Genomic DNA, 23,537 nt, shown 5'->3' on the forward strand with positions numbered 1-23,537 from the left:
GGACCGGCGGTCGGCGCGGGCCGCCGCCAGGCGACGCGTCAGCTGTCCGGCGAGGTGTCCACGTAGTCGCGGATCGCGGCCTCGACCCCGTCCGCATGCACCATGCCCAGCCGGTGCGCGAACGCCCGCGCGAAGACCGGGTTGTCCCCCAGATCGCCGTAGATGTCGCGCATCGCAAGCCACACGCCGGGGTCGTCCTGCGCCGCCTGCGCGGTGGGCCGCAGCGACTCCCAGCGCGGATCGTTCGGCGCGATCTCGGTGCCATCCTCGCGTACGCCGGTGCAGTACCGTGCCCACAACGCCGAGACCAGCGCCAGCCCGTCGACGGGGGTGCCGGCGCGCAGCCCGTCGTGCACCGAGGGCAGGATGAAGCCCGGCTGCCGGCTGGAGCCGTCGAAGGCGACGCGCCGGGTGGTGTCCTTGATCCGCGGGTTCGAGAACCGGCGGTCGACCAGGTCGAGATAGCTCAGCGGGTCCATTCCCGGCACGGGGCGGACATGGGGGGCGATCTCGGCGGTCGCGACCTTGCGCAGCAGGGCCTTGATCAGCGGGTGCGCCATGGTGTCGGCGATCGCCTGGATGCCCAGGATATCGCCCGGCGCGGCGATGATCTGGTGGCCGCCGTTGAGGATTCGCAGCTTCATCGCCTCGTAGTCGTGCACGCTGCCCGACAGCGTCGCCCCGGCCTCGTCCCAGGGCGGGCGGCCGGCGCAGAACACGTCCTCGATCACCCACTGGCGGAAATTCTCGTGGGTGACGGGTGCGGCGTCCTCGACCCCCAGCTCGCGCGCCAGCGCCAGCTCCGCCGGGCCGGTGGCGGGAACGATGCAGTCGACCATGGAGTTGGGGAAGGCGCCGGCGCTGTCGATCCAGTCCGCCAGGTCGCCGTCGGTCATCCGCGCCAGCGAGACCACGGCCTGCCGCAGGATCGCGCCGTTGCCCTGCAGGTTGTCGCAGCTCAGCCCGGTGAACGGCAGCTCGCCCGCCGCGCGCCGGCGGCGCAGCGCCGCGACCATCGCGCCGAACGCGGTGCGCGGCCGGTCCGGGTGCGCGGCATCATGGCGGATGTCTTCGTGCCCGGTGTCGAAGGCGCCGGTCGCCGGATCGATATAGTAGCCGCCTTCGGTCACCGTCAGCGACACGATGCGGATCGCCGGATCGGCCATCCGCGCGACAAGCGCCGCGTTGCCTTCCTCGACCGGCAGGAAATCGATCATCGCGCCGCAGACCTCGGCCGAGATGCCGGAGGGGTCCAGCTCGATCAGCGTGGTCAGGCAGTCCTGCGCCAGCAGCCGGTCGCGCATCGCCGCGTCGCCGGCCCGGACGCCGGCGCCGACGATCGCCCAGTCCACCGCCCGGCCCTGCTGCATCAGCCGGTGCAGATACCAGGCCTGGTGGGCGCGGTGGAAGTTGCCAAGCCCGATGTGGACGATGCCCGCGGACAGGTCCGCGCGCCGGTAGCCGGGGGTGGCGATGTCGGCCGGCAGATCGCCGAGGGTCGCCAGGCTCAGACGGACCGGGGTCCGCCCAGTGGTGTCGTCACGTTCATCCATGGTCCGCCATCCATTCTGCTGCGTCGTCTGACGAAGGCCGCGGTCGGCGGGGGCGCGCGGCCCCCGCCGGCCGCATCACGGCATCCTGAGGCCCTGATCGTCGAACCGGTGGATCTGGTCCGCGCGCGGCACCAGCCCGATCCGGTCGCCGTGGCGGAAGTCGACCTCGCCGGTGGCGCGGACGGTCAGCGTCTCGGCGATGCCGGTGCCGTGGATATGGAAGAAGGTGTCCGAGCCCAGGTGCTCGGCCACGCCCACGGTGCCCTGCCACACGCCCTCGCCGTCCACCACGTCGATGTGCTCGGGGCGCACGCCGATGGTCTTGGCGCTGTGCTTGGCCGCCTCGGCGCCGTCGATATGGTTCATCTTGGGCGAGCCGATGAAGCCGGCCACGAACAGGTTGCGCGGGGTCCGGTACAGCTCCAGCGGCGAGCCGACCTGCTCGATATGGCCCGCCCGCAGCACGACGATCTTGTCGGCCATGGTCATCGCCTCGACCTGGTCGTGGGTGACGTAGATCATCGTCGTCGCCAGCCGCTTGTGCAGCTCGCTGATCTCAAGCCGCATGCCGACGCGCAGCGCGGCGTCGAGGTTGGACAGCGGCTCGTCGAACAGGAATGCCGCCGGCTCGCGCACGATGGCGCGGCCGATGGCGACGCGCTGGCGCTGGCCGCCGGACAGCTGGCCCGGACGCCGGTCGAGATAGTCGGTCAGGTTCAGCACCGAGGCCGCCTGCTCGACCCGTTTGTCCTGCTCGGCCTGGTCGAGCTTGGCCATGCGCAGCGGGAACGCGATGTTCTTGCGCACGCTCATGTGCGGATACAGTGCATAGGACTGGAACACCATCGCAAGCCGGCGCTTGGCGGGCGGCACGTTGGTGGCGTCCTGGCCGTCGATCGTGATCTGGCCCGAGCTGATGTCCTCGAGCCCGGCGATCAGCCGCAGCAGCGTGGACTTGCCGCAGCCCGACGGGCCGACGAAGACCGTGAACTCGCCTTCGCCGATGGTCAGGTCCAGTGGCGGGATGACCTCGACGTCGCCGAAGCTCTTGGTCACTTTTTCAAGCTTGATTTGTCCCATGTCGGAGCTCCTTACTTTACGGCGCCGAAGGTCAGGCCGCGGACGAGTTGTTTCTGGCTGAACCAGCCGAGGATCAGGATCGGGGCGATGGCCATGGTCGAGGCCGCGCTGAGCTTGGCATAGAACAGGCCTTCGGGGCTGGAGTAGCTGGCGATGAAGGCGGTCAGCGGCGCGGCCTTGGCGGCGGTCAGGTTCAGGGTCCAGAACGCCTCGTTCCACGCCAGGATGAAGTTCAGCAGCAGGGTCGAGGCGATCCCGGGCACCGCCATCGGCGTGAGCACGTAGAGGATCTCGTCGCGCAGGCTGGCGCCGTCCATCCGCGACGCTTCCAGGATCTCGCCCGGAATTTCGCGGAAGTAGGTGTACAGCATCCAGACGATGATCGGCAGGTTGATCAGCATCAGCACGATCACCAGGCCAATGCGGGTATCCAGCAGGCCGAGCTCGATGAAGATCAGGTAGATCGGGTACAGGACCCCGACCGCCGGCAGCATCTTCGTCGACAGCATCCACAGCAGGATGTCCTTGGTCCGACGCGACGGAACGAATGCCATCGACCAGGCCGCGGGGATCGCGATGATGATGCCCAGCACGGTCGAGCCGCCGGCGATGATCACCGAGTTCCACAGGAAGCGCGCATAGTTCGAGCGCTCCTGCACGACCTGGTAGTTCTCCAGCGTCCAGTCGAAGAACAGGAACACCGGCGGATCGGCAATGGCGGTGGCCTCGGTCTTGAAGCTGGTCAGGATCGTCCACAGGATCGGGAAGAAGATCAGCAGGCCGATTCCCCAGGCGAAGGCGGTATTGATGACCTTGCGGTTCGTTGTGACGGCACGCGCCATGTCAGTTCCTCCTCACGCGTCCAGGTTCTTGCCGACGATGCGCATCAGGAACAGCGCGACGATATTGGCCAGGATGATGGCGTAGACCCCGCCCGCGGAGCCCAGGCCGACGTTCTGGCTTTCCAGCACGCGCTGGAAGATCAGGTAGGTCAGCGTGCGAGAGCCGAATGCGCCGCCGGTGGTCACGAAGATCTCGGCGAAGATCGACAGCAGGAAGATCGTCTGGATCAGCACCACGATGGTGATGGCCCGGCCGAGGTGCGGCAGGATGATGAAGACGAAGCGCTTCGGCGGCGGCGCGCCGTCCATCTCGGCCGCCTCGAGCTGCTCGCTGTCCAGCGACTGGATCGCGGTCAGCAGGATCAGCGTGGCGAACGGCAGCCATTGCCACGAGACGATCAGCACGATCGAGAACAGCGAGGCGTCGCTGAGCCATTCGACCGGCTGCGCGCCGAAGAATTTCCACAGGTGCGCGAACAGCCCGTTCACCGGGTCCATGAACATGTTCTTCCACACCAGCGCCGAAACGGTGGGCATGACGAAGAACGGGGCGATGACCAGGATGCGCACGATCCCCTGGCCCCACATCGGCTGATCCAGCAGGATCGCCAGCAGCACGCCCAGCACCACGGTGATCAGCAGCACGCCGCCGACGATGATCAGCGTGGCCGACACGCTGGGCCAGAACGCGCTGGAGGTGACGAACCGGACGTAGTTGTCGAACCCGATCCAGCCCAGATCACCGCCGCGCAGCGGCAGATAGCTCTTGAACGAGAAGTACAGGGTCATCAGCAACGGGACGAGCATCCATCCCAGAAGCAGGACCACGGCGGGGCCCATCATCAGGCGGGCGGCGGATCGGGAATGCTGGGTGGCCATGACTTTTCTCCTCTCGCTCCGGCCACGATGACCGGCGAGGCGCATTTCGGCAACTTTTTCGTATTATTGGTGGCATGGGGTGGCCGGGGGCGGTCTGCGCCGCCGCCCGGCCTGGGAGGAGCCTCAGTAACCTGCGGCTTCCATCTCTTCGGCAGTGATCATCTGCGCCTTCTCGAGCGCCTCGTCGACGGACTGCTGCCCGGCCAGCGCGGCCGAGAACTCCTGGCCCACCTGGCTGGCGATGCCGGCGAACTCGGGGATCGCGACGAACTGGACGCCGGTGTAAGGCACCGGATCCACCGACGGGTTGGTCGGATCGGCGGCGTTGATCGATTCCAGTGTCATCTCGGCGAACGGAACCTTGGCGTACTCCGGGTTCTCGTAGAGCGAGGTGCGGGTGCCCGGCGGCACGTTGGCCCAACCCTCGGTCGAGGCGACCAGCTCGGTGTACTCCTTCGAGGTCGCCCAGGCGACGAAGGTCTTGGCGGCATCGACGGCGTCAGAACCGGCGGGGATCGCCAGCGACCACGCCCACAGCCAGTTGCCGCGCTTGCCCATGCCGTTGTCCGGCGCCAGCGCGAAGCCGACCTGGTCCGCGACGGTCGAGTCGTTCGGGTTGGTTACGAACGACGCGGCGACGGTGGCGTCGATCCACATGCCGCACTTGCCCTGCTGGAACAGCGACAGGTTCTCGTTGAAGCCGTTGGTCGAGGCGCCCGGAGGACCGTAGTTGGTCATCAGGTCCATGTAGAAGGTCAGCGTCTCCTTCCACGGCTCGCTGTCGAACTGCGGCGTCCAGTCCTCGTCGAACCACTTCGCGCCGAAGCTGTTGGACATCGCGGTCAGGAACGCCATGTTCTCGCCCCAGCCGGCCTTGCCGCGCAGGCAGATGCCGTAGACCTCGCTGGCCTCGTCGGTCATCGCCGCCGCGGCTTCCTTTATGAAGTCCCAGGTTGGCGCCTCGGGCATCTCCAGCCCGGCGGCCTGCATCAGGTCCTTGCGGTACATGACCATCGACGATTCGCCGTAGAACGGCGCGGCGTACAGCTCGCCGTCGACGGTCAGGCCGCCACGGATCGCGGGCAGCAGATCGTCGGCGTCCCACTCGGCCGGCAGGTCGTTCAGCGACACCAGCCAGCCGTTCTTGCCCCAGATCGGAACCTCGTAGGTGCCGATGGTCATCACGTCGAACTGGCCGCCCTTGGCTGCCACGTCCTGCGTCACACGGGAGCGCAGCACGTTCTCCTCGAGGGTGACCCACTCGAGCTCGATGTCGGGGTAAGCCTTGGTGAACTCGTCGGACAGACCCTGCATGCGGATCATGTCGCCGTTGTTCACGGTTGCGATCGTGATGGTTTCGGCGCTGGTCGCCGTGGCGATGAGCGCGAGCGCGCTGGAAGCGCCCAGAAGCGTCTTCAGGTACATCCGTTTCCTCCCTGTGCTGGATGAAGCCCTGAAACAATAACAATTAATTCACATCGCGTCCAACCTTAATTTTACGCGCGTCAATAATTTTGACATGTTGGAACGATACCAGGGCATTAGGCCGACCGCCGCATGACCAGCGTTCCCTCGTAAAGTTTCGTCAGCCGCGTCTTGCGGCGGATTCCCGATTCGATGATCGAGAGAATCTCGCCGATGCTGCGGCTGGAGATCTCTTTGTAGTCCTGCGCGACGGTGGTCAGCTGCGGGCAGGTGTAGCGCGCATAGGGATGGTCGTCGTGCCCCGCCACCCGCAGCGCGCTGCCGTGTCCCAGCCCGACGCGCAGCCCCTTCTCGTAGGCCGCCGCGAGAACACCGATGGCCAGGCGATCGTTGCTGCACAGGACCGTGTCTGTCGGCAGCTCGCGCCCGTCGAGCATGCGCATGCCCTCACGGTAGCCGATTTCCTCGAACGACCACCCCTCGCCCTCGGCGCCGAGGAACCGCGGCGTGTGGCCAAGCGCCAGCATCGCCGCCTCGTAGGCCGCGTGGCGCTTGTTGGCGTTGGGATTGGGCGGCGTGGTCATCTCGAAGAACGCCGGCGGCTCGCCGGTGCGGCACAGGTATTCCACGATCAGCCGGATGCTCTGCTCGTTGTCCGAGCCGATGAACGCGTCGCCGGCGCCCGGAATGTCGCAGTCGAACAGGACGGTCGGAACGTCGCGGCAGAAATCGCGCACTTCCTCATGGTGCGACCGCCGCCCGAGCGGCGCCAGCAGGACGCCCGCCGGCTTGATCGCGCGCAAGCTTTCGAGGTTCTCGATTTCCTGCGCCGGATCGCCGTGCGAGCTGAGCAGGATCGGCCGGAACCCGGCCTCGGCGCACAGCGGCTCGAGATTGCGGGCGACCTCGGCGAAGAACGGGTCGGCGAGATAGGGCACGACGATGCCGATGTTCCGCGTCATCTGCCGGTTCTGGTTCACGGCATAGATGTTCGGCCGGTAGTCGTAGCGGTCGAGCGCCGCCTCGATGCGCTCGCGGGTCGAGGACCGCACGCTGCCCGGGTCGTTGAAATACTTGGACAGGGTGGGGCGGGAGATGCCGCTGACTGCGGCGAACTCTTCCATGGTCCTGATCTTTTCCAGCTTCATCCCCTCGACTCTCCAGTTGCCGCCGGATCCGGACGCGCGGACGGCGGTCGAGACCGGCGTCAAGCTTTACGCGCGCAATTTGCAGCGTAGCCTCCGGGACACGCCCGCGTCAACGATCACGGTTCGCGCCGGCAGCCGGCGCGTCATACCGATGCGCCGCCGGCGATGCCAGCGGTCGGGGAAGAATCGACGCAATGTGAGGGACGACGCCAGCGGACGGCCGGCGCGGGGATCGCGCCGGCGGCTGGCCCGCCGCCTTTCGCGCGAGTGTCGATGCCCCTGCACGCCGCCCGAGGCACGCGCGGCGCGCCGGAAGCCGCCGGCGCCACGGCCCGGTCAGTGGTCGAGCATTTCCCACAGCCGGCGTTTCACCTGGATGAACTCGTCGGTCAGGCGCATCTCGTCGGTGCGCGGACGCGGCAGGCTCACCTGCTCGATGTGGCGGATGCGGCCGGGGCGGGCGGACATCACCACGATCCGGTCGGCGAGGAAGATCGCCTCCTCCAGGTCGTGGGTGACGAAGACGACGGTCTTGCGCGACTGCGCCCACGCCGCCAGCAGGTCGGACTGCATCCGCTCCTTGGTCTGGGCGTCGAGCGCGCCGAACGGCTCGTCCATCAGCAGCACGTCGGGATCGTTGGCATAGACCCGGCCGATGTCGACGCGCTTGCGCATCCCGCCCGACAGCTCGCGCGGCCAGCGGTCCTCGAAGCCCTTCAGGCCGACCATCTCGGTCCACTTCGCCTCGATCTCGCGCTGCTCGGCCCTGCCGGCGCCGCGCAGGCGGGGGCCATAGCTGATGTTCTTGGCCACGGTCATCCACGGGAACACCGCGTCCTGCTGGAACACCATGCCGCGCCGCCGGTCGGTGCCGCGGATCACGTCGCCGTCCAGCGTCATCCGCCCGTCGGACGGGTCGAACAGCCCGGCCATCATCTTGAGCAGCGTGGACTTGCCGCAGCCCGAGGTGCCGACGATGGCGTTGAAGCTGCCGGACTCGAACGTCAGGTTGATGTCGTCCAGCACGGTCAACGCGTCGGGCGTGCCCTTGCCGAAGGTGTGGGTCAGGTGATCGACGATGATTTCGGGCATTACTCGCGTGCCTCCGACCACTGCATCAGCCGCGCCTGGATCTTGCGGAAGATGCGATCCATGATGAACGCGCAGGCGCCGATGATGATGATGATCATCATCACCTGGTCGGTCAGGAAATAGCGCCGCCCCTCCTGCAGCAGGAAGCCGAGGCCGTTCTGCGCCGCCAGCAGTTCCGAGGCGACCAGCGTCGTCCAGGCGGCGGCCAGCGCGATCCGGTATCCGGTGATGATGAACGGCGTCGCCGCCGGCACCGCCACGGTGCGGAACACCTGGAACCGGGTCGCGCCCATGGTCGAGGCGGCGTCGACGTAGACCTGCGGCACGTTCTTCATGCCGGCGATCACGTTGACCACGCAGACCATGAAGCAGGCGATGGTGATGATCAGCACGCGGCTGAACTCGCCGATGCCGAACCAGATGATGATGATCGGGATATAGGCCAGCGGCGGGATCGGGCGCACCGCCTCGATCAGCGGATCGAAGATGTACTCCATCGTCTGGTACCAGCCGATCAGGCATCCCAGCACCAGCGCCAGCGTGGTGCCGATCAGGAACCCCATGCCGATGCGGAACAGGCTGGCGCCCAGCGCCGTGATCAGGTTGCCGTCCGTGAGGTTGGTGAAGAACGACGTCACGATGTCCCGGATCGGCGGCAGCAGCGCGGGGTTGTTGTCCGGCAGGTTGGTCACCCAGACGTAGGCCGCGAAGACCGTGGCGACGGACAAGACGCCTAGAAGCAGGCGTCTTGAGCCGAGTGTGTTCCAGGTCGGCATGGGGCTCAGATCTGCTTGACGATCTGGTCCGAGACCAGCGCATCGAGATCGGGCACGCCCGAGATCTTGTCGTTGGCGACCAGGAATTCGGACTGCACGCGCAGCGACTCGTTCAGGATGCCCTTGGCATAGACGTCCTTGATCTCGGCGGTGTCGAAATAGAAGTAGTTGTTCAGCAGCGGCTCGACCTCGGCCGGCGTGACGCTGGCGCGACCGATGGTCTTCTGCCAGGCGACCATGCGGTCGACCACGGCGGCGTTGTCCTCGCGCAGCATGCCGACGCCCTGGTCGTGGAACGCGGCGACGGCAAGGCGCAGGGCCTCTTCCTTGGCGTCCAGCGTCTGCTGCGTGGTCATGAACACGTCCATGATGCTGGGCCGCTTGTCGATCGGCATCGCCGCGCCCTCGGCCAGCATCGCCGCGCCGGGCAGCTTGTCGAAGATCAGCTGACGCGATGTGGCCAGCGGCACGGTCGCATCCACCGCGCCGGCGATCAGCGCGGCCTGGGCGTCGATCGGCTCCATGTTGATGCGCTTCATGGGCATGTTCTGAAGCCCCCGCGACTTCAGCACCGTGTCGAGGAAGAAATCGAAGTTCGAGCCCGAGGTGACGGCCACGCGCTTGCCCTCGAGATCGGCAAGCTCGGTCATCCCCGGCTGGCCGACGATGGTGAACAGACCCGAGGCATCGCCGCAAACCGATATCTCGCGGAAGTCGGCGACCTTGCGGGCCATCGCCGCCAGCGGCGGGACCGAGCCGACGGTGATCGCGTCGACCGATCCGCCGACCATCGCCTCGATCGCCGGCGGGCCCGAGGGAAAGACGCTGAATTCCATGTCCACGCCGGGCGCGAAACCCTGATCCTGCACCAGCCAGTAGATCCCGAAGGAATAGGCCGGGATGATGCCGACGCGCAGCTTCTCGTTCGCGGCATGGGCCTTGCCGATGAAGAAGTTCGGCGCGGCCAGCGCGGTGGCGGCGGCGGCGCCGCCCTTCAGCAGGCCGCGGCGCGAAAGGTTGGTGCGGCTCGGATTGGACATCGTGTTCCTCCTCTGGTGGGGCCGGGTTCATCCCGGCCTGCGGACCCGCGCCCGCTTTCTTGTCGGTGCAAGTATCGCCGGTTTTTTACAATTGTCAAATATTTTGTCTTTTATCTATCCGCCTGTGTTTCGGAGCGCGAACAGGGAATTGAACGATGCGGCAGCCACGGAAACGCCCGGCGGCCGCCCCGGTTCGGGTAAAACCGGGCCCGCACGCGCCGGCCTTCAGTCTTGGGCCAGAAGTTCCTCGGCCAGCGGCTCGTCGACGCACAGGTGCGTCGCCAGCCCGCCGCGCAGGATCGCCAGCGCCGCGTCCAGACGGTCCTTGCCGGCGATGACCACCAGCTTGCGGTCGGCGCGGCGCAGCTGCTCGACCTCGACCGCGATGACGCGGTCGTTGGGTGGCAGGTCGATGGCCGCGCCCCGCCCGTCGATGTAGCGACAGCAGACGATGCCCCTGGCGCCGGCCTGCACCGCCTCGGCCACCTGCGCCTCGCTGGCGATGCCGGCGGCGATCAGGTGGGTGTCGGGGTTGGTGTTGCCGATCGAGTAGATCGCCACATCCAGACATTCCAGCCGCTCGAGCTGCGCGGCAATCGTCGGCTCGGCCCGCAGGCTGTCGGCCAGCGCCGCCGAGGACAGCACCGCCGGCGCGTGCAGCGTGTAGCAATCGGCGTTCAGGTTGTTGGCGATTCTGATCGCGCAATCCTCGGACGCCGCGACCCGGTCCGACACCATCGAGCCGATCAGCTGGCAGACGGTGACGTCGGGCACCGGCTGGCGCGGCATCGCGCCGGCGACGGCCTTGATCGTCTCGCCCCAGGCGACGCCGACGGTATCGCCGGGGCGCACCACGTCGAGCACCGCCATCGCGGCGACGCGGGCCAGCTGCGCCAGCGACTCCGCCCGGTCCGGCGCCTGCGCGGATCCGGCGCGCGAGCGCGAGACGTAGGCGTCCTGCAGGCCGTATTTCGCGCACAGTCGCCGCGACAGGGTCGAGGCGGCCAGCACCTCGCCGTCGACGCGGATCTCGACGATGCCGCGGTCTCGGCTCTCGCGCAGCATGTTCACAACGGTCGGGCGCGACACCCCCAGCCGCTTGGCGATCTCGCTCTGCGTCAGGCCCTCGCCGTAGTAGAGCAGCGCGACGTTGGCCAGCAGCGCGTCCTTGTCGCTGAACGGGGTCGCGGGGCTGTCGTCGCGGGCCATGTCAGGCGGTCACCTTCTTCTGCCCCGACTGGCCGTAGTTCTGCCGGAACCAGTTGAAGCAGCGGTCGATTTCCTCCTGCGGAAGCTCGTCGACCGGGCCGCGGGTCATCGCCAGGTGCGTGGTCATGGCCGCTTCCTCCAGGTACATCGCGAACGAGGTCGCCTCGGCCGCCGACTTGCCCATGGTGAAGACCCCATGCGCCTTGACCAGCGCAGCATAGCCACCGTCCGCGGCCTCGACAACGGCCTGCCCCGTATCGACCTCGCCGGGCGTGGCATAGCGCGAGCACGGCACGTCGCGGCCCAGCATGTGGGTGATCGGCGTCAGCACCGCCGGGATCCGCTCGCCCCGCGCGGCAAAACTGCTGGCATAGGGCGAATGGGTGTGGGCAATGCCGAACACGTCCGGCCGCGCCGCATAGATGTAGAGGTGCAGCCCGGTATCGACCGAGGGCTTCATTTGCCCCTCGATGACGGTGCCGTCCATGTCGACGACCACCATCGTCTGCGGCGTCAGCTTCTTGAACTTCACCCCCGAGGGCTTGATCACGACCAGCCCGGTTTCCGGGTCGCGCCCCGAAACGTTGCCGCCCGAGCCGACGACCAGCCCGTTCGCCGGCAGCTCGTGGTTCTGCTCGCAGACCTCTTTTTTCAACGCCTCAAGCATGGGCTTTTTCCTTCGGTATTCCGTGGGGATAGACGACGATCTTCAACGACTTCTCGGCCGCGCGCAGCATCTCGAACGCCCGCGCCGACTCGGCGATGTCGAACCGGTGCGAGATCGCCGCGTCGGCCCTGATCCGGCCGGCCTCCAGCAGGCGGATATAGCTGTAGGTGTCGGTATGGTCCGAGGAATAGCGCGAGGTCACGGTGATCTGGTCGAAATAGGCCCTCGCCCCGTCGCGCACCCAGTCGGTGCCCGGCGCCAGCGGCGCGCCCAGGTGCAGCGTGCCGCCGACCTCGACCAGGTCCTCGGCCTGCGCCCAGGCCTGCGGGAAGGGCGCGATCACTATCACCGTATCGGCCAGCCGGCCGTTGTTGGCGGCGCGCAGCGCCGCGACCGCATCCTCGGTCTTCGGGTTGATCGTGTGCGTCGCGCCGAACTCGCGCGCCCTTTCCAGCCGCCAGTCCGAGAAATCCAGCGCGATCACCTTGCCCGCCCCGAACAGCGGCGCCAGGTGCACGAAGCCCTGCCCCATGAAGCCGGCGCCGACCACGGCCACGGTATCGCCGGGCTGGATGTTGCAGACCTTCAGCCCGGACATCACGCAGGACCACGGCTCGATGGTCACGGCGGCCTCGGTCGAGATGCTGTCGGGCAGCTTGTGCGCATCCATCGCCAGGTGCTGCGCGGTCACCCGGTAGTATTCGCACACCCCGCCCGGATCCAGCTTCATCGAGGAATAGAACGGATCGCGGGTGAAATGCCCGCGCCGCGACAGGTGGCTGTCGACGCGGCCGACATGGTGGTTGATGAACAGCCGGTCGCCGATCTTGTAGTCGGTGATCTGCGCGCCGACCTCGACCACCTCGCCGATCGGCTCGTGCCCCAGCACCTTCGGTTCGGCCTTCTTGTACCAGGCCATGGTCTCGCCGCCGCACAGGCCGCAGGCCAGGGTTTTCAGCAGGATCTCGTCCGGGCCGATCTGCGGCACCGGGCGTTCCTCCAGCCGGATATCGTCGAGCGCGTGATAAACGGCGGCCTTCATGGTTGCGGTCATGAATTTTCCTCTTGCTGGGTCCACAGCGCCCGGCAGGCGTCGGACAACGTGCGATAGCGGGCGAAAGCCGCGTCACAGGCGGCGGAAGTCGCCGGGTCCGGGTCGTAGCGCAGCGTCGCCTCGTCGCGCCGCGCCAGTTGGCAGGCATCGCCCTGCCCCGCCGCCGCGGCGCCAAGGCAGGCCGCGCCCCAAAGCCCGTGATCCGAAGCCTCGGCGACGAGGATCGGCACCTGCATCACGTCGGCGATGATCTGGCACCAGAGCGCGTTGCGCGCGCCGCCACCCGTCAGGCGGACCGGCTTGTCGGGGCGGCCGCCTTCCTCCTCGAAGCAATGGCGCAGGCTGAACGCCGCGCCTTCCATCACCGCGCGGCCCATGTCGGCCTTGGTGCTGCCGGCGGACAGGCCGAAGAACGCGCCGCGCGCCTTGGGCGCGACGAAGGGCGCGCGCTCGCCGTTCAGGTACGGCAGGAACGTCACCCCGTTCGCCCCCGGCGGCACGTCGCGGGCCAGCGCGTTCAGCTTGCCCGCGATCTCGGCCGGGGTCTCGCCGCCCAGCGTCTGCGGATGCAGCGCGCAGAACCAGTCGAAGGCGGCCGCGCCCGTAGTCGGCGCAAGAATGCGCGTCAGCAGCCTGCCATTGGCGTGAAAGGCTGTCGCACCGACCGGCAGGTCGGTCGGCTCGACGCGGTCGGTCAGGATGTTCACCACCGCCGTGGTGCCCAGGATCATCATCGTCTCGCCCGCGCGGTCCATGCCCATGCCGACGATCATCGCCGACAGGTCCATGGTCCCGACCGAAACCGGCACGCCCTCGGGCAGACCGGTCGCCTGCGCCGCCTCGGGCGTCACCGCGCCCAGCCGGCTGTCCGCCGGGCGGGGCGGCGACAGCTTCGCGGCCAGCGCGGCCGAATCCAGCGCCTCCAGCGCCTTCGGGTCATACTCCCGCGCCGCGAAGTCCAGGAACGGGATCGAGGCATCCGAGAAATCCGTCGCCAGTTCCCCGGTCAGGCGGAAGCCCACCCAGTCGGCGCAGTAGAGCACCCGGTCGATCCTCGCCGCCCGCTCGGGCTCATGCGCCAGCAGCCACTGGTGGATGGTACCGGCGGTGCCGGGCCAGATCGCGGTGTTGCAGGCGCGGCTGACCGCCGCCGCCCGCCCCGAGGCATACAGATCCGCCACCGCGTCCGCGGCACGGGTGTCGTTCCACAGGATCGCCGGGCCGACCGGCTGGCGCTCCGCGTCCAGCGCCCACAGCCCGTCGCCCTGCGCGGCGATGCCGACGCTGGCGATGCGGCCCGGATCGATGCCCTCCAGCGCCGCGCGCACCGCCCGGCAGACCCCGGCCCAGACCGCCTGCATGTCCTGCTCGGACCGTCCGCCGGGGCCGACGGTGACCACGCCCGGCGCTTCGCCGAAGGCCAGCCGCGTGCCGGTCGCATCATAGACCCCCGCCTTGATCGCGGTGGTCCCGGCGTCGATCCCCAGCCATAGATCCGGCAAATCGTCCTCCCTGTCTCAGTCCCGCGCCACCAGCGGCGGCGCATCCAGTGCGCGCACCATCGGCAGCGGGCCGGTCCATTTCTCGGCCCAGACCAGCGTGGTGTGGCTGATGTTGCCCTGCGCCAGCGCCGAGGTGCCCTTGTCCAGCGTCACCGCGTTCGGGTTGCCGTGGACGCAGATCCGCCCCTGCGCCGTGTCCTGCAAATCCGCCCAGGCGCCGGTCGGCAGCACCACCACATCGCGGCGCATCGCCTCGTCCAGCCGCAGCCCGGCCAGACATCCGCCGCGCTTGTTGCAGAGCAGCACCACGCAGCCCTCGGACAGCCCGCGCGCGGCGGCGGTTTCGGGGTGCATCCGGCACACCTCGCGCCCGTGCAGCTTTGCCGCCGCCGCCTCGTCGCCGTTGTCCAACTGGCTGTGGAGCCGCGTGTCCGGCTGCTGCGAGATCAGGTGCAGCGCGCCGCCGATCGCGTTCATCGTCCATTCGGCCGGCGGCATCCAGGCCGGGTGGCCGGGGCAGTCGTCCAGCCCCATCGCGGCGATCCGTTCGTTGAACAGCGTCAGCTTGCCGCTTTCGCTGGGCAGCGGGTTCGCCTGCGGATCGGCGACGAAATCGCCGAACAGCACCCGGGTCTCATCCGCGTCGGGGATGGTGAACCGGCCCTGCGCCCGGAAGCTCTCGTAATCCGGCAGCGCGAAGCCCTCGGCCTGCGCGACCGACTGGCACCCGGACCAGAGCCAGCGCATCCAGCCGTCGACGTCGCGGCCCTCGGTAAAGGCCTCGCCCACGCCCAGCCTTTCGGCCAGCCCGGCAAAGATCGCGTGATCGTCCCGCGCCTCGCCCATCGGCTCGAGCACCCTGGACATGAAGATCAGCGACGGGTCGCGCCGGTTGATCATGATGTCCTCGCGCTCCAGCGCCACGGTCGAGGGCAGCACGATATCGGCCCGCCGCGCCGTCGCGGTCCAGCTGTGGTCGTTGACGATCACCGTCTCGGGCCGGGTCCAGGCGCGCTCCAGCTTCAGCAGGTCCTGGTGGTGGTGGAACGGGTTGCCGCCGGCCCAGCAGACCAGCTTGATATCGGGATAGGTCCGCTCCTCGCCATTGTACCGATAGGTCCCGCCGGGGTTCAGCAGCATGTCCGAGATCCGCGCGACGGGAATGAAATCCCGCACCGGGTTGCGCCCCTGCGAGACCGAAGGCCAGCTGATGAACCGCTTCGCCCGCCCCGGCGGCGTGGTCGAGCCGTAGCCGAAGCCGAAGCCCGTGCCCGGCTGACCGATCTGCCCCAGCACGGCGGCCAGCGCCAGCCCGGCCCAGACCGCCTGCTCGCCGTGATCGGCGCGCTGCATCCCCCAGGTGACCGAGACCATGACCCGCTCCCGCGCCATCTCGGCGGCAAGCGCGCGGATGTCGTCGGCGGGCATGTCGCACAGCGGCGCAGCCCAGTCCGGGGTCCTGGCGACGCCATCGCCGCCCATGACATGGTCGCGGAACCGCTCCCACCCGCTGGTGCAGCGCTTCAGGAACGCCTCGTCATGCCAGCCGTTGGCGAACAGCTCGTGCGTCAGCGCCAGCATCAGCGCCACGTCGGAGCCGGGGCGCACCGGCAGCCAGCGCGCGTTCGGCAGGTCGGCAAGGTCGCTGCGCAAGGGCGAGACGCAGACCGTCTTCATGCCCCGCGCCGCCGCCTTGCCCATCCAGTCGTCGACCTCGTGCAGGCTGGTCCCGCCCGCCGCGATCTGCGCCGTCCGGCCCGACACGCCGCCGAAGGCCAGGAACAGCGTGCAGTTCTCGGCGATCAGCGGCCAACTGGTCAGGCCTTCCTCGACCTCCTTGTTGGTCAAGCCGGTGATGTGCGGCAGGATCACCTCGCCGGCGGCGTGCGAATAGGTATCGCGCGCGGCGACATAGCCGCCCGCCAGGTTCAGGAACCGCCGCATCTGCGACTGCGCATGGTGGAACCGCCCCGCGCTCGACCAGCCGTAGGAGCCGCCATAGATCGCGCCGTTGCCGTGGGTGTCGATCACGCGGCGCATCTCGCCCGCGGCGATATCCAGCACTTCGTCCCAGGGCATCTCGACAAAGGCATCGTCGTTGCGCGCCGCGCCCTTGTCACCGCCCAGCCAGCCCTTGCGCACGGCGGGCCGCTGGATCCGCGCGCGCGGATCGCGCGCCGCCGACAGCCAGCCCTTGCCGACCCGCGAGGGCGCGGGATCGTCGGCCAGGGGCTCCAGCCGCATGGCGTCGCCCGCGCCGGTGACGCGGTAGGCGCCCCAATGCGCCGCGGTCATGCGATTTGCCATCAGCCCAGCCTCTCGTCCTTTACATTTGTAAAATACATTGTCATATGATACCTCACTTTGCAACCGGAATGATCCCGCCCCGAGGAGGAGTGATGCGACATGCGCAATGAAAGAACCACCGAGGAAGTGGCGCTGGGGATTCGGCGGCGCGTGTTCGAGCACTCGATGCGCAACAACGGCGGCTATCTGTCCCAGGCCTGTTCGGCCGGCGAGCAGCTGGCATGGCTCTATAACGAAGAGCTGAAACTCGGCGCGCCGACGCTGCCGATGATCCCCAAGCCGTTCGAGGGCGTGCCCTCGCCGTCGAACCCGGACTACCACACCGGCGCCGGCTACAACGGCCCCGCCGCGCCCGAATTCGACCGCCTGTTCATCGCCCCCGCCCACTACGCGCTGGTTGCCTATGCCACCCTGATCGAGGTCGGCCGCATGGCGCCCGAGGGGCTTGAGATGTTCAACAAGGACGGCTCCTCGGTCGAGATGATCGGCGCCGAGCACTCGCCGGGCATGGAGGTGCACAACGGCACCCTGGGCATCGGCCTGTCCACGGGCGCGGGCCTGGCCTGGGGCCGCAAGCGCCGCGGCGAGCCGGGCCGCACCTGGGTCTTCATGTCCGACGGCGAGGTGCAGGAAGGCCAGACCTGGGAGGCCGTTCAGGCCGCCGCCTTCCACGGCATCGACAACCTTTATGCGATCATGGACGTCAACGACCAGCAGTGCGACGGCGCGATGTCCAGCGTGATGGAGGTCGGCGACATCAAGACCAAGTTCCGCACCTTCGGCGCCGTCTGCGTCGAGATCGACGGCCATGACGTGCAGGCCATGCGCGATGCGGTCGCCGAGCCCCACGAGGGCCGGCCGCTGATCATCCTGGCGCGCACCAGCCCCTACCGCACCATGCCGATCCTCGAGGAACGCTTTCCGCGCCTGCACTACGTGCGCTTCAAGTCCGAGGACGAGCGCGCCCGCATGAACGTGTCCATCGCCGCCGATCTTGGTGTCGAACCCGTCGACTACAGCCACTGAGGAGGCCAGAACATGATGGAAATGGTATCGCGCCCCTATGCCAGGGCCTTCGAGGCCTTCGCGGCGGGCAATCCCGACATCCTGTGCCTTTCCGCGGACCTGACCTCGTCCTGCGAGGTTGACGGCTTCCGCGACCGGCACCCGGATCAGTTCCTCAGCCTCGGCATGGCCGAGCAGAACATGATGAGCTTCGCAGGCGGGCTTGGCCTGGCCGGCTATCGCCCCTTCATCCACACTTTCGGCGTGTTCATGTACCGCCGCCCCTATGACCAGCTGATGGCGTCCATCGCCTATCCGCGGCGCAAGGTGCGGCTGATGGGCTTCCTGCCCGGCGTGACCACGCCCGGCGGCATGACCCACCAGTCGATCGAGGACATCTCCGTGATGCGCTCGATCCCGAACATGACGATCCTGGAAACCGGCGACGCGACCGAGGTCGAATCGATCTGCGAGGCCGCCGACAGCATCGACGGGCCGGTCTGGTGCCGCGTTCTGCGCGGCAGCGTCCCGCGCCTGTTCGACACGCCGATCAGGGTCGGCGAGATGCGCGAGCTGTCCTCGGGCGACGATATCCTTGTCGTGACCTCGGGCATCTGCACCGAGGAAGCGATGCGCGCCCGCTCGGCGCTGGCAAGGGCGGGCCTGTCGATCCGGCACCTGCACCTGCACACGATCAAGCCGTTCGATGCGCAGGCGCTGCTGGATCACATCGGCTCGGTCAGGCACGGCGTCATCACGCTGGAGAACCATGTGACCGAAGGCGGCGTCGGATCGCTGGTGGCCGAGACGATGGCCGATGCCGGTGCCGGCAAGCGCCTGATCCGGCTGGGGCTGAAGGACACCTACGCCCACGGCGGCTCGCGCGCCTACCTGATGCGCCATTACGGGCTGGACGCGCTGGCGCTGGTCGAGGGCATCGAGGATCTGACCGGCCAGGCATTCGGCATCACCGAAGGCGATCTGGATGCCGCCCGCGTCGATGACGTGCATTCGCTGGTCAAGGCCGAGGCGCTCTGATCCCTCCCTGTCGGAACGCCCCGGGCCCGCGGTTCGCGCCGCGGGCCCGTTCCGCTGCGCCCGCACCGCACTGCTGCGCCCGCACCGAGCCGCCGGCGGCGCGGCGGCTGCGGCAGAGTGCCGCCGGTCCGGCGCGGCTTGCCGCTTCCGCCGCGCGGCGACCGCCACTAGGATTCGCGCCATGCGCCCGGGACCGAACACCCCGCCCCTTGCCGAATACATCGCCCTGGTCGCGCTGATGATCTCGATCGTGGCGCTGGCCACGGACCTGATGCTGCCGGCGCTGGACGACATCGGACGCGACCTGTCGGTCGCGAACGCCAACGATGCGCAGATGGTGGTGTCGGCCTTCTTCCTTGGCCTCGCCGCGGGGCAGATGTTCGTCGGGCCGCTGTCGGACAGCTTCGGGCGCAAGCCGGTGATCTATGCCGGCTACGCCCTGTTCGTGCTGGGCTGCATCCTGTCGATGGTCACGACCAGCTGGTCGGTGATGCTGCTGGGCCGCGCGCTGCAGGGGCTGGGCGCGGCGGCCCCGCGCGTGGTCACCGTGGCGCTGGTGCGCGACAGCTACCAGGGCCGGGCGATGGCGCGCATCATGTCCTTCGTCATGGCGGTCTTCATCCTGGTGCCCGCCCTTGCCCCCGCGATCGGACAGGGCCTTGTCCACCTGGGCGGCTGGCGCGCAACCTTCGCCGGGCTGATCGTCCCCGCGCTGGTCGCCCTGATCTGGTTCCGCCTGCGCATGCCCGAGACCCAGCCCCGTGCGCAGCGGCCGCCGTTCTCGGTCGCCCGGATCACCGCCGGGCTGGGCCAGATCCTGAGAACCCGCAGCGCGATGGGCTACACGGTTTCGGCGGGGCTGATCTTCGGCGCGTTCCTCGGCTATCTCAGCTCGGCCCAACAGGTGTTCCAGACCACCTTGCAGGTCGGCGAGCGGTTCCCGCTGTATTTCGGCATCGCGGCGCTGTCGGTCGGCGCATCATCGGTCGTCAACTCGCGGCTGGTCATGCGCCTCGGCATGCGGCGCCTCAGCCGGGGGGCGCTGATCGGGTTGACGGCGCTGTCCATCGCCTTCCTGGCGCCGCTGGCCGCATTCGACGGCGTCCCGCCGCTGCCGCTGTTCATGGCATGGCAACTGTCCAGCTTTTTCTGCATCGGTATCCTGTTCGGAAACCTGACCGCCCTGTCGATGGAGGATCTGGGCGAGCTTGCCGGCCTGGGCGCTGCCTTCGTCGGGTCGCTTTCGACCTTCATGGCGCTGCCGCTGGGCTGGGCGATCGGAAACGGGTTCGACGGCACCGTGATCCCGCTGGTGACCGGCTTTGCGGTACTGGGTGGCGCGGCAATGGTCACGGTCAGCTGGACGGGCCGCGCAGCCGCCGCGGCCTGACCCCGGAACGAAAAGGCGGCCCCGCGAAGGGGGCCGCCAGGCGTGACCGGCCGGCCACGGAGGGCCTTCAGGCGGCGGCCAGCGCCGCGTCGGTCATGCCCAGCCGCTCCAGCTGCTCGGGCGGATAGCCTTCCGCATCCATCAGCTTCCGGGCGAGGGTCAACATCCGCTGACGCTGCGCGGGGTCGGCATCCCACAGGTTCCGTTCCTGCCCCGGATCGCCGCGGCGGTCATAAAGGAAGCACTCGTAGGTGCGCGGATCGATGGCGATCGGCGTCTTCCACAGCGGCAGGTCGACCGAGGCATCGAAATACCCCTGCTCCGCCGGCGGCTCGGGCGGCTTGCCGACCCTGCCGTCGACCGGGTTGTCCACGATCAGCGGCCGGAAGATGCCCGTGGCATAGGTGAACAGCGGCTTGCCCTCGACCGGGGCGCGGAACAGCGTCCAGTCGCCGTCGGTCACGCACAGGCCCTGCCCGAAGGTGCCGTAGATCAGCCCCTCGTGCGGGCTGCCGCCGGTGCCCAGAACCATCGGCATCAGGCTTTTAGAATGCCGGTTCGCCGCCGGAACCGCGCCGCCCGAGGCTTCGATCAGCGTCGCGAACAGATCCACTGTCTGGGTCAGACCGCCGACATGCGCGCCGTTGCCCGGGTTCTTCGGATGCCAGATCAGCATCGGGATGTTGGCGTGGCTGTCGTAATGCGGGAACTGCTTGCCGAAGGCGCGACGCTGGCCCAGGTCGTGGCCGTGATCGGTGGTGAACACGATCATCGTGTCGTCCCACAGGCCGTGCTGGTCCATCTTGGCCATCAGCCGGCCCAGCCAGGTGTCCATCATCGTGACCTTGCCCATGTACTGGGCGCGCAGGAAATCGAGTTCCTCCGGCGTGGTCTCGTCCATGAACCGCTCCAGGTCGGCATAGATCTGATAGGGCGGCCAGATGTTGAAATCGTCCTTCTTGCCGTCGGTATACATCGAGGCATAGGGCTCGGGCACGTCGAACGGCTCGTGCACGTCGAAGCATTCGACATGCAGGAAGAACGGCCCCTTCTGCGCGTTCTCGTCCAGCCAGTCGCAGGCGCCCTGCAGGACGCGGGGGGCGAAGTAATCCTCCTCGCCCCTGAAGTCCTTCACGTTGGCGGCGTACTGGCGGATGTGCTCGGCGGCGCGGTACCTGGCGACGTTCCTGACCCATTGCGGGTCTTCCTGCGCCGGGTCGGGCACCTTCCAGCCGTCGACCTCGTGGCCGCGGACCATGTGCAGCGACTGGAAGCCCTGCATGTAGCCGTTCGCCTCTTCCTCCCAGTAGTGGTAGTGGTCGGTGACCATCGCGGTCATCATGCCGGTCTTGGCGATTTCCTTCGGCAGGCGCGGGTCGAACACCTCCAGCCCGCCCCAGGGACGCCAGAGGAATTCCTTGCGGCCGGCCAGGATCTCGCGCCGCGCCGGCATGCAGGGCAGGCTGCCGACGAAGTGATCGTCGTAGACCTGGCAGCGCTGCGAAAGACGGGTGATGTTCGGCGTGCGGCACACGGATTCCGGGTTGTAGATCGACAGGCAGTCCTTGTTCAGGCTGTCCACCAGCACCATGATAATGTTCATTTTATCCTCCACGCCACCCTTGGCCGCAGCACATTCCCCGGCCAGATTACCGCTTCGCCCCAAGCTTTGCAATTGTCAATAATTATATCATTTGATAAGTTACGGCGGTCGACGAGCAGGTCTTTCGGCAACCCGGCGATCCCGCCTAACATGCGCAAGGCGCCGACGGCGCGAGGCCGCGGACCGGGCGCCGACAGCAATGATGCTGGAGGCGATGTTGCGCGGCCATGGCGACAAATCCGCGGCGCCCGGCCGCGTCCCCGGCCCGCGCCGCGACGCTGCCGCGGGCCCGGTTTCGCCGTCGCGCGCACCGGCCCCGCGGACCGTCTCAGCTCACCGCGTGGGCGGCAATGAACGACCGGTCCGGCTCCACCCCCAGCCCCGGTCCGACGGGGATCGCGACGGTGCCGCCCGAGCGCGCGACCTGACCCTGGATATCCAGCGGATCGGCCAGAAGCTGGTCGCGGAACCGGTTCTCGGTGGTGTCGAACTCCAGCAGCGGCTCGCGCGGGAACAGCCCGCCCGGCAACGGCGGCATGGCGGCGAGCAGCTGCAGGTTCGTCGCCACCGCGATCGCCGAGCCCCAGACGTGGTTCACAACGGGCGTGAAATGCGCATGGCACAGCGCCAGCACCCGCAGGTACTCGCTGATCCCGCCCAGCGCGCAGACCTCGGGCTGGGCGATGTCCAGCGCGCGCGATTCCAGCAGTCTGCGCCAGCCCCAGCGGCTGAACTCGGCCTCGCCGCCCGAGATGTTGACCTTAAGCCCCGCGCGCAGTTCGGCATAGCCGTCCAGATCCTCGGGGGCGACGGGTTCCTCGAACCAGAACGCGCCCAACTCCTCCAGCGCGCGTCCGACATAGAAGGCGTCGTGGGTGGTGTAGGCGTGGTTGGCATCGGCCATGAAATCAAAGGCGTCACCCACGCCCTCGCGCACCGCGCGGGCCAGTGCCACATCCTCGCGCGGACCCAGCCCCAGCTTCATCTTGGTCGCGGCAAAGCCCATGCCCTTGATCGTCGCGGCCTCGTCGCGGAACCGGGCGACGTGATCCTCGACGCTTTCGCGTTTCAGCATCATGCCATAGCCGTAGACCTGCACCCGGTCGCGGTGCGCGCCGCCGATCAGCTTGTGGATCGGCAGGCCCGCGACCTTGCCGGCGATGTCCCACAGCGCGATGTCGACGCCGGACAGCGCCTGGATCGGCATCCCCTTCTGCCCGTGGTCGCGCAACAGGTTGTAGACCTTGTGCCAGGCCACGTCGCGGTCCAGCGGGTCCATGCCCAGCACCATCGGCTGGATCACCCGCTCGACGATGGCCTTGTTGGCCAGCGCCACGTTGCCCGGGCCGAAGCATTCGCCCCAGCCGGTGATGCCCGCGTCGGTCTCGACCTCGACCAGATGGGCGGTGCGTTTGGCGTAGTACTGCTGCGAATAGCCCAGTTCCTCGGGCATGTCGCATTGCAGGACATGGCTGGTGACGCGGGTGATCTTCATGCTTCCTCCTCGGGCGGCGCGGCTGATGCGCTTGGCCACCGGTTATTCCTCGAGCGCCAGCCGCCAGCGACCGTGTCAGATGCCTGACTGGCCGATGCCGCCGCGCGGCAGGTCGCAACGCATTTCACGCCGTCCGCCTGCACCTCGCCATAGCGCAGCCCGGCGGCCAAGCGTTCGGCCAGCGCAAGATCGGCGGTGAATGCGCAGGAGGCAAGCCCCCGTTCCCGCCGTCCTCGGCACGGGCCACAACCGCGCCGCGGTCCTCGAACGGGATCCGGCGCGCCATCGGACCGAAGATCCCGAAGCTGTAGACGCCGCCGGGCATGGCGCGGCTTCCGGACAGTCGGCGCCGGGAAATGCCGCCTGGCCACAGCTTCGCGCCTGTCGCCGCCTGCGTGCCGATCTCGCCCCCAAGCCGGCGCGGTTCGGCCG

General features: G+C 68.3%; 19 protein-coding genes. 3 read left to right on the forward strand and 16 right to left on the reverse strand.

The genetic code is table 11. The features are described from left to right. Positions 1-38: 38 nt before the first annotated feature. The 14 genes from GE300_RS06655 to GE300_RS06720 all read right to left on the reverse strand — a co-directional run bounded on the left by GE300_RS06655 (position 39) and on the right by GE300_RS06720 (position 16,574). A complete protein-coding gene (locus tag GE300_RS06655) occupies positions 39-1,553 on the reverse strand; it encodes a mannitol dehydrogenase family protein (protein ID WP_154445772.1) in 1,515 nt (504 codons plus the stop codon). 75 nt (positions 1,554-1,628) lie between these two features. Further along, positions 1,629-2,633: an ABC transporter ATP-binding protein gene (locus GE300_RS06660; RefSeq protein ID WP_154445773.1), complete on the reverse strand. Its 1,005-nt coding sequence runs from the start codon at positions 2,631-2,633 to the stop codon at positions 1,629-1,631. An 11-nt stretch (positions 2,634-2,644) separates the two neighbouring features. Further along, positions 2,645-3,475: a carbohydrate ABC transporter permease gene (locus tag GE300_RS06665; protein ID WP_154445774.1), complete on the reverse strand. Its 831-nt coding sequence runs from the start codon at positions 3,473-3,475 to the stop codon at positions 2,645-2,647. Positions 3,476-3,487: 12 nt separating this feature from the next. After that, positions 3,488-4,354, reverse strand: a complete 867-nt coding sequence (locus GE300_RS06670; protein WP_154445775.1) for a carbohydrate ABC transporter permease — start codon at positions 4,352-4,354, stop codon at positions 3,488-3,490. A gap of 123 nt (positions 4,355-4,477) precedes the next feature. Continuing rightward, a complete protein-coding gene (locus tag GE300_RS06675; RefSeq protein WP_154445776.1) occupies positions 4,478-5,779 on the reverse strand; it encodes an ABC transporter substrate-binding protein in 1,302 nt (433 codons plus the stop codon). Between the two features lie 116 nt (positions 5,780-5,895). Next, positions 5,896-6,927: a LacI family DNA-binding transcriptional regulator gene (locus tag GE300_RS06680; protein ID WP_154445777.1), complete on the reverse strand. Its 1,032-nt coding sequence runs from the start codon at positions 6,925-6,927 to the stop codon at positions 5,896-5,898. Positions 6,928-7,263: 336 nt separating this feature from the next. Beyond that, a complete protein-coding gene (locus tag GE300_RS06685) occupies positions 7,264-8,019 on the reverse strand; it encodes an ABC transporter ATP-binding protein (protein WP_154445778.1) in 756 nt (251 codons plus the stop codon). Continuing rightward, on the reverse strand, positions 8,019-8,747 hold the full coding sequence (locus GE300_RS06690; protein ID WP_233416827.1) for an ABC transporter permease: 729 nt from the start codon (positions 8,745-8,747) through the stop codon (positions 8,019-8,021). The genes GE300_RS06685 and GE300_RS06690 overlap by 1 nt, the downstream gene beginning before the upstream one ends. Before the next feature lie 53 nt (positions 8,748-8,800). Then, a complete protein-coding gene (locus GE300_RS06695) occupies positions 8,801-9,835 on the reverse strand; it encodes an ABC transporter substrate-binding protein (protein ID WP_154445780.1) in 1,035 nt (344 codons plus the stop codon). Between the two features lie 225 nt (positions 9,836-10,060). Then, entirely contained in the window at positions 10,061-11,044 is a 984-nt protein-coding gene (locus GE300_RS06700) for a sugar-binding transcriptional regulator (protein ID WP_154445781.1), read from the reverse strand. Position 11,045: 1 nt separating this feature from the next. Then, positions 11,046-11,711 carry a class II aldolase/adducin family protein gene (locus GE300_RS06705; protein ID WP_154445782.1) on the reverse strand — a complete coding sequence of 222 codons (666 nt, stop codon included), beginning with the start codon at positions 11,709-11,711 and terminating at the stop codon, positions 11,046-11,048. Then, positions 11,704-12,765 carry a zinc-binding dehydrogenase gene (locus tag GE300_RS06710; RefSeq protein ID WP_154445783.1) on the reverse strand — a complete coding sequence of 354 codons (1,062 nt, stop codon included), beginning with the start codon at positions 12,763-12,765 and terminating at the stop codon, positions 11,704-11,706. Before GE300_RS06710 ends, GE300_RS06705 begins: the two co-directional genes overlap by 8 nt. After that, positions 12,762-14,267 carry an FGGY-family carbohydrate kinase gene (locus GE300_RS06715; protein ID WP_154445784.1) on the reverse strand — a complete coding sequence of 502 codons (1,506 nt, stop codon included), beginning with the start codon at positions 14,265-14,267 and terminating at the stop codon, positions 12,762-12,764. Before GE300_RS06715 ends, GE300_RS06710 begins: the two co-directional genes overlap by 4 nt. 15 nt (positions 14,268-14,282) lie before the next feature. After that, positions 14,283-16,574, reverse strand: coding sequence for a molybdopterin-dependent oxidoreductase (locus GE300_RS06720; protein WP_154445785.1), 2,292 nt, complete (start codon positions 16,572-16,574; stop codon positions 14,283-14,285). Positions 16,575-16,673: 99 nt separating this feature from the next. Between GE300_RS06720 and GE300_RS06725 the strand changes: the two genes are divergently transcribed. The 3 genes from GE300_RS06725 to GE300_RS06735 all read left to right on the forward strand — a co-directional run bounded on the left by GE300_RS06725 (position 16,674) and on the right by GE300_RS06735 (position 20,007). Continuing rightward, a complete protein-coding gene (locus GE300_RS06725) occupies positions 16,674-17,600 on the forward strand; it encodes a transketolase (RefSeq protein WP_154445786.1) in 927 nt (308 codons plus the stop codon). A gap of 12 nt (positions 17,601-17,612) precedes the next feature. Beyond that, positions 17,613-18,617: a transketolase family protein gene (locus GE300_RS06730; RefSeq protein ID WP_154445787.1), complete on the forward strand. Its 1,005-nt coding sequence runs from the start codon at positions 17,613-17,615 to the stop codon at positions 18,615-18,617. 181 nt (positions 18,618-18,798) lie between these two features. Further along, positions 18,799-20,007 (forward strand): multidrug effflux MFS transporter, encoded by a 1,209-nt coding sequence (locus tag GE300_RS06735; protein ID WP_154445788.1) that lies wholly within the window; start codon positions 18,799-18,801, stop codon positions 20,005-20,007. Positions 20,008-20,074: 67 nt separating this feature from the next. Here GE300_RS06735 and GE300_RS06740 read toward each other — a convergent pair whose 3' ends face one another. Further along, positions 20,075-21,610, reverse strand: coding sequence for a sulfatase (locus tag GE300_RS06740; RefSeq protein ID WP_154445789.1), 1,536 nt, complete (start codon positions 21,608-21,610; stop codon positions 20,075-20,077). A 328-nt stretch (positions 21,611-21,938) separates the two neighbouring features. After that, positions 21,939-23,105: a mandelate racemase/muconate lactonizing enzyme family protein gene (locus GE300_RS06745; protein WP_154445790.1), complete on the reverse strand. Its 1,167-nt coding sequence runs from the start codon at positions 23,103-23,105 to the stop codon at positions 21,939-21,941. Between the last annotated feature and the right edge of the window lie 432 nt (positions 23,106-23,537).

The sequence above is a fragment of the Halovulum marinum genome (genome assembly GCF_009697225.1).
Lineage (GTDB): Bacteria > Pseudomonadota > Alphaproteobacteria > Rhodobacterales > Rhodobacteraceae > Halovulum > Halovulum marinum.

Bases quoted from the DNA above. Each gene is read 5' to 3' on its own strand.
- GE300_RS06670 (WP_154445775.1), bottom strand. From the start codon at position 4,354: ATGGCCACCCAGCATTCCCGATCCGCCGCCCGCCTGATGATGGGCCCC.
- GE300_RS06705 (WP_154445782.1), bottom strand. From the start codon at position 11,711: ATGCTTGAGGCGTTGAAAAAAGAGGTCTGCGAGCAGAACCACGAGCTG.
- GE300_RS06655 (WP_154445772.1), bottom strand. From the start codon at position 1,553: ATGGATGAACGTGACGACACCACTGGGCGGACCCCGGTCCGTCTGAGC.
- GE300_RS06725 (WP_154445786.1), top strand. From the start codon at position 16,674: ATGCGCAATGAAAGAACCACCGAGGAAGTGGCGCTGGGGATTCGGCGG.
- GE300_RS06745 (WP_154445790.1), bottom strand. From the start codon at position 23,105: ATGAAGATCACCCGCGTCACCAGCCATGTCCTGCAATGCGACATGCCC.
- GE300_RS06680 (WP_154445777.1), bottom strand. From the start codon at position 6,927: ATGAAGCTGGAAAAGATCAGGACCATGGAAGAGTTCGCCGCAGTCAGC.
- GE300_RS06740 (WP_154445789.1), bottom strand. From the start codon at position 21,610: ATGAACATTATCATGGTGCTGGTGGACAGCCTGAACAAGGACTGCCTG.
- GE300_RS06675 (WP_154445776.1), bottom strand. From the start codon at position 5,779: ATGTACCTGAAGACGCTTCTGGGCGCTTCCAGCGCGCTCGCGCTCATC.
- GE300_RS06735 (WP_154445788.1), top strand. From the start codon at position 18,799: ATGCGCCCGGGACCGAACACCCCGCCCCTTGCCGAATACATCGCCCTG.
- GE300_RS06710 (WP_154445783.1), bottom strand. From the start codon at position 12,765: ATGACCGCAACCATGAAGGCCGCCGTTTATCACGCGCTCGACGATATC.
- GE300_RS06700 (WP_154445781.1), bottom strand. From the start codon at position 11,044: ATGGCCCGCGACGACAGCCCCGCGACCCCGTTCAGCGACAAGGACGCG.
- GE300_RS06665 (WP_154445774.1), bottom strand. From the start codon at position 3,475: ATGGCGCGTGCCGTCACAACGAACCGCAAGGTCATCAATACCGCCTTC.
- GE300_RS06695 (WP_154445780.1), bottom strand. From the start codon at position 9,835: ATGTCCAATCCGAGCCGCACCAACCTTTCGCGCCGCGGCCTGCTGAAG.
- GE300_RS06720 (WP_154445785.1), bottom strand. From the start codon at position 16,574: ATGGCAAATCGCATGACCGCGGCGCATTGGGGCGCCTACCGCGTCACC.
- GE300_RS06660 (WP_154445773.1), bottom strand. From the start codon at position 2,633: ATGGGACAAATCAAGCTTGAAAAAGTGACCAAGAGCTTCGGCGACGTC.
- GE300_RS06685 (WP_154445778.1), bottom strand. From the start codon at position 8,019: ATGCCCGAAATCATCGTCGATCACCTGACCCACACCTTCGGCAAGGGC.
- GE300_RS06730 (WP_154445787.1), top strand. From the start codon at position 17,613: ATGATGGAAATGGTATCGCGCCCCTATGCCAGGGCCTTCGAGGCCTTC.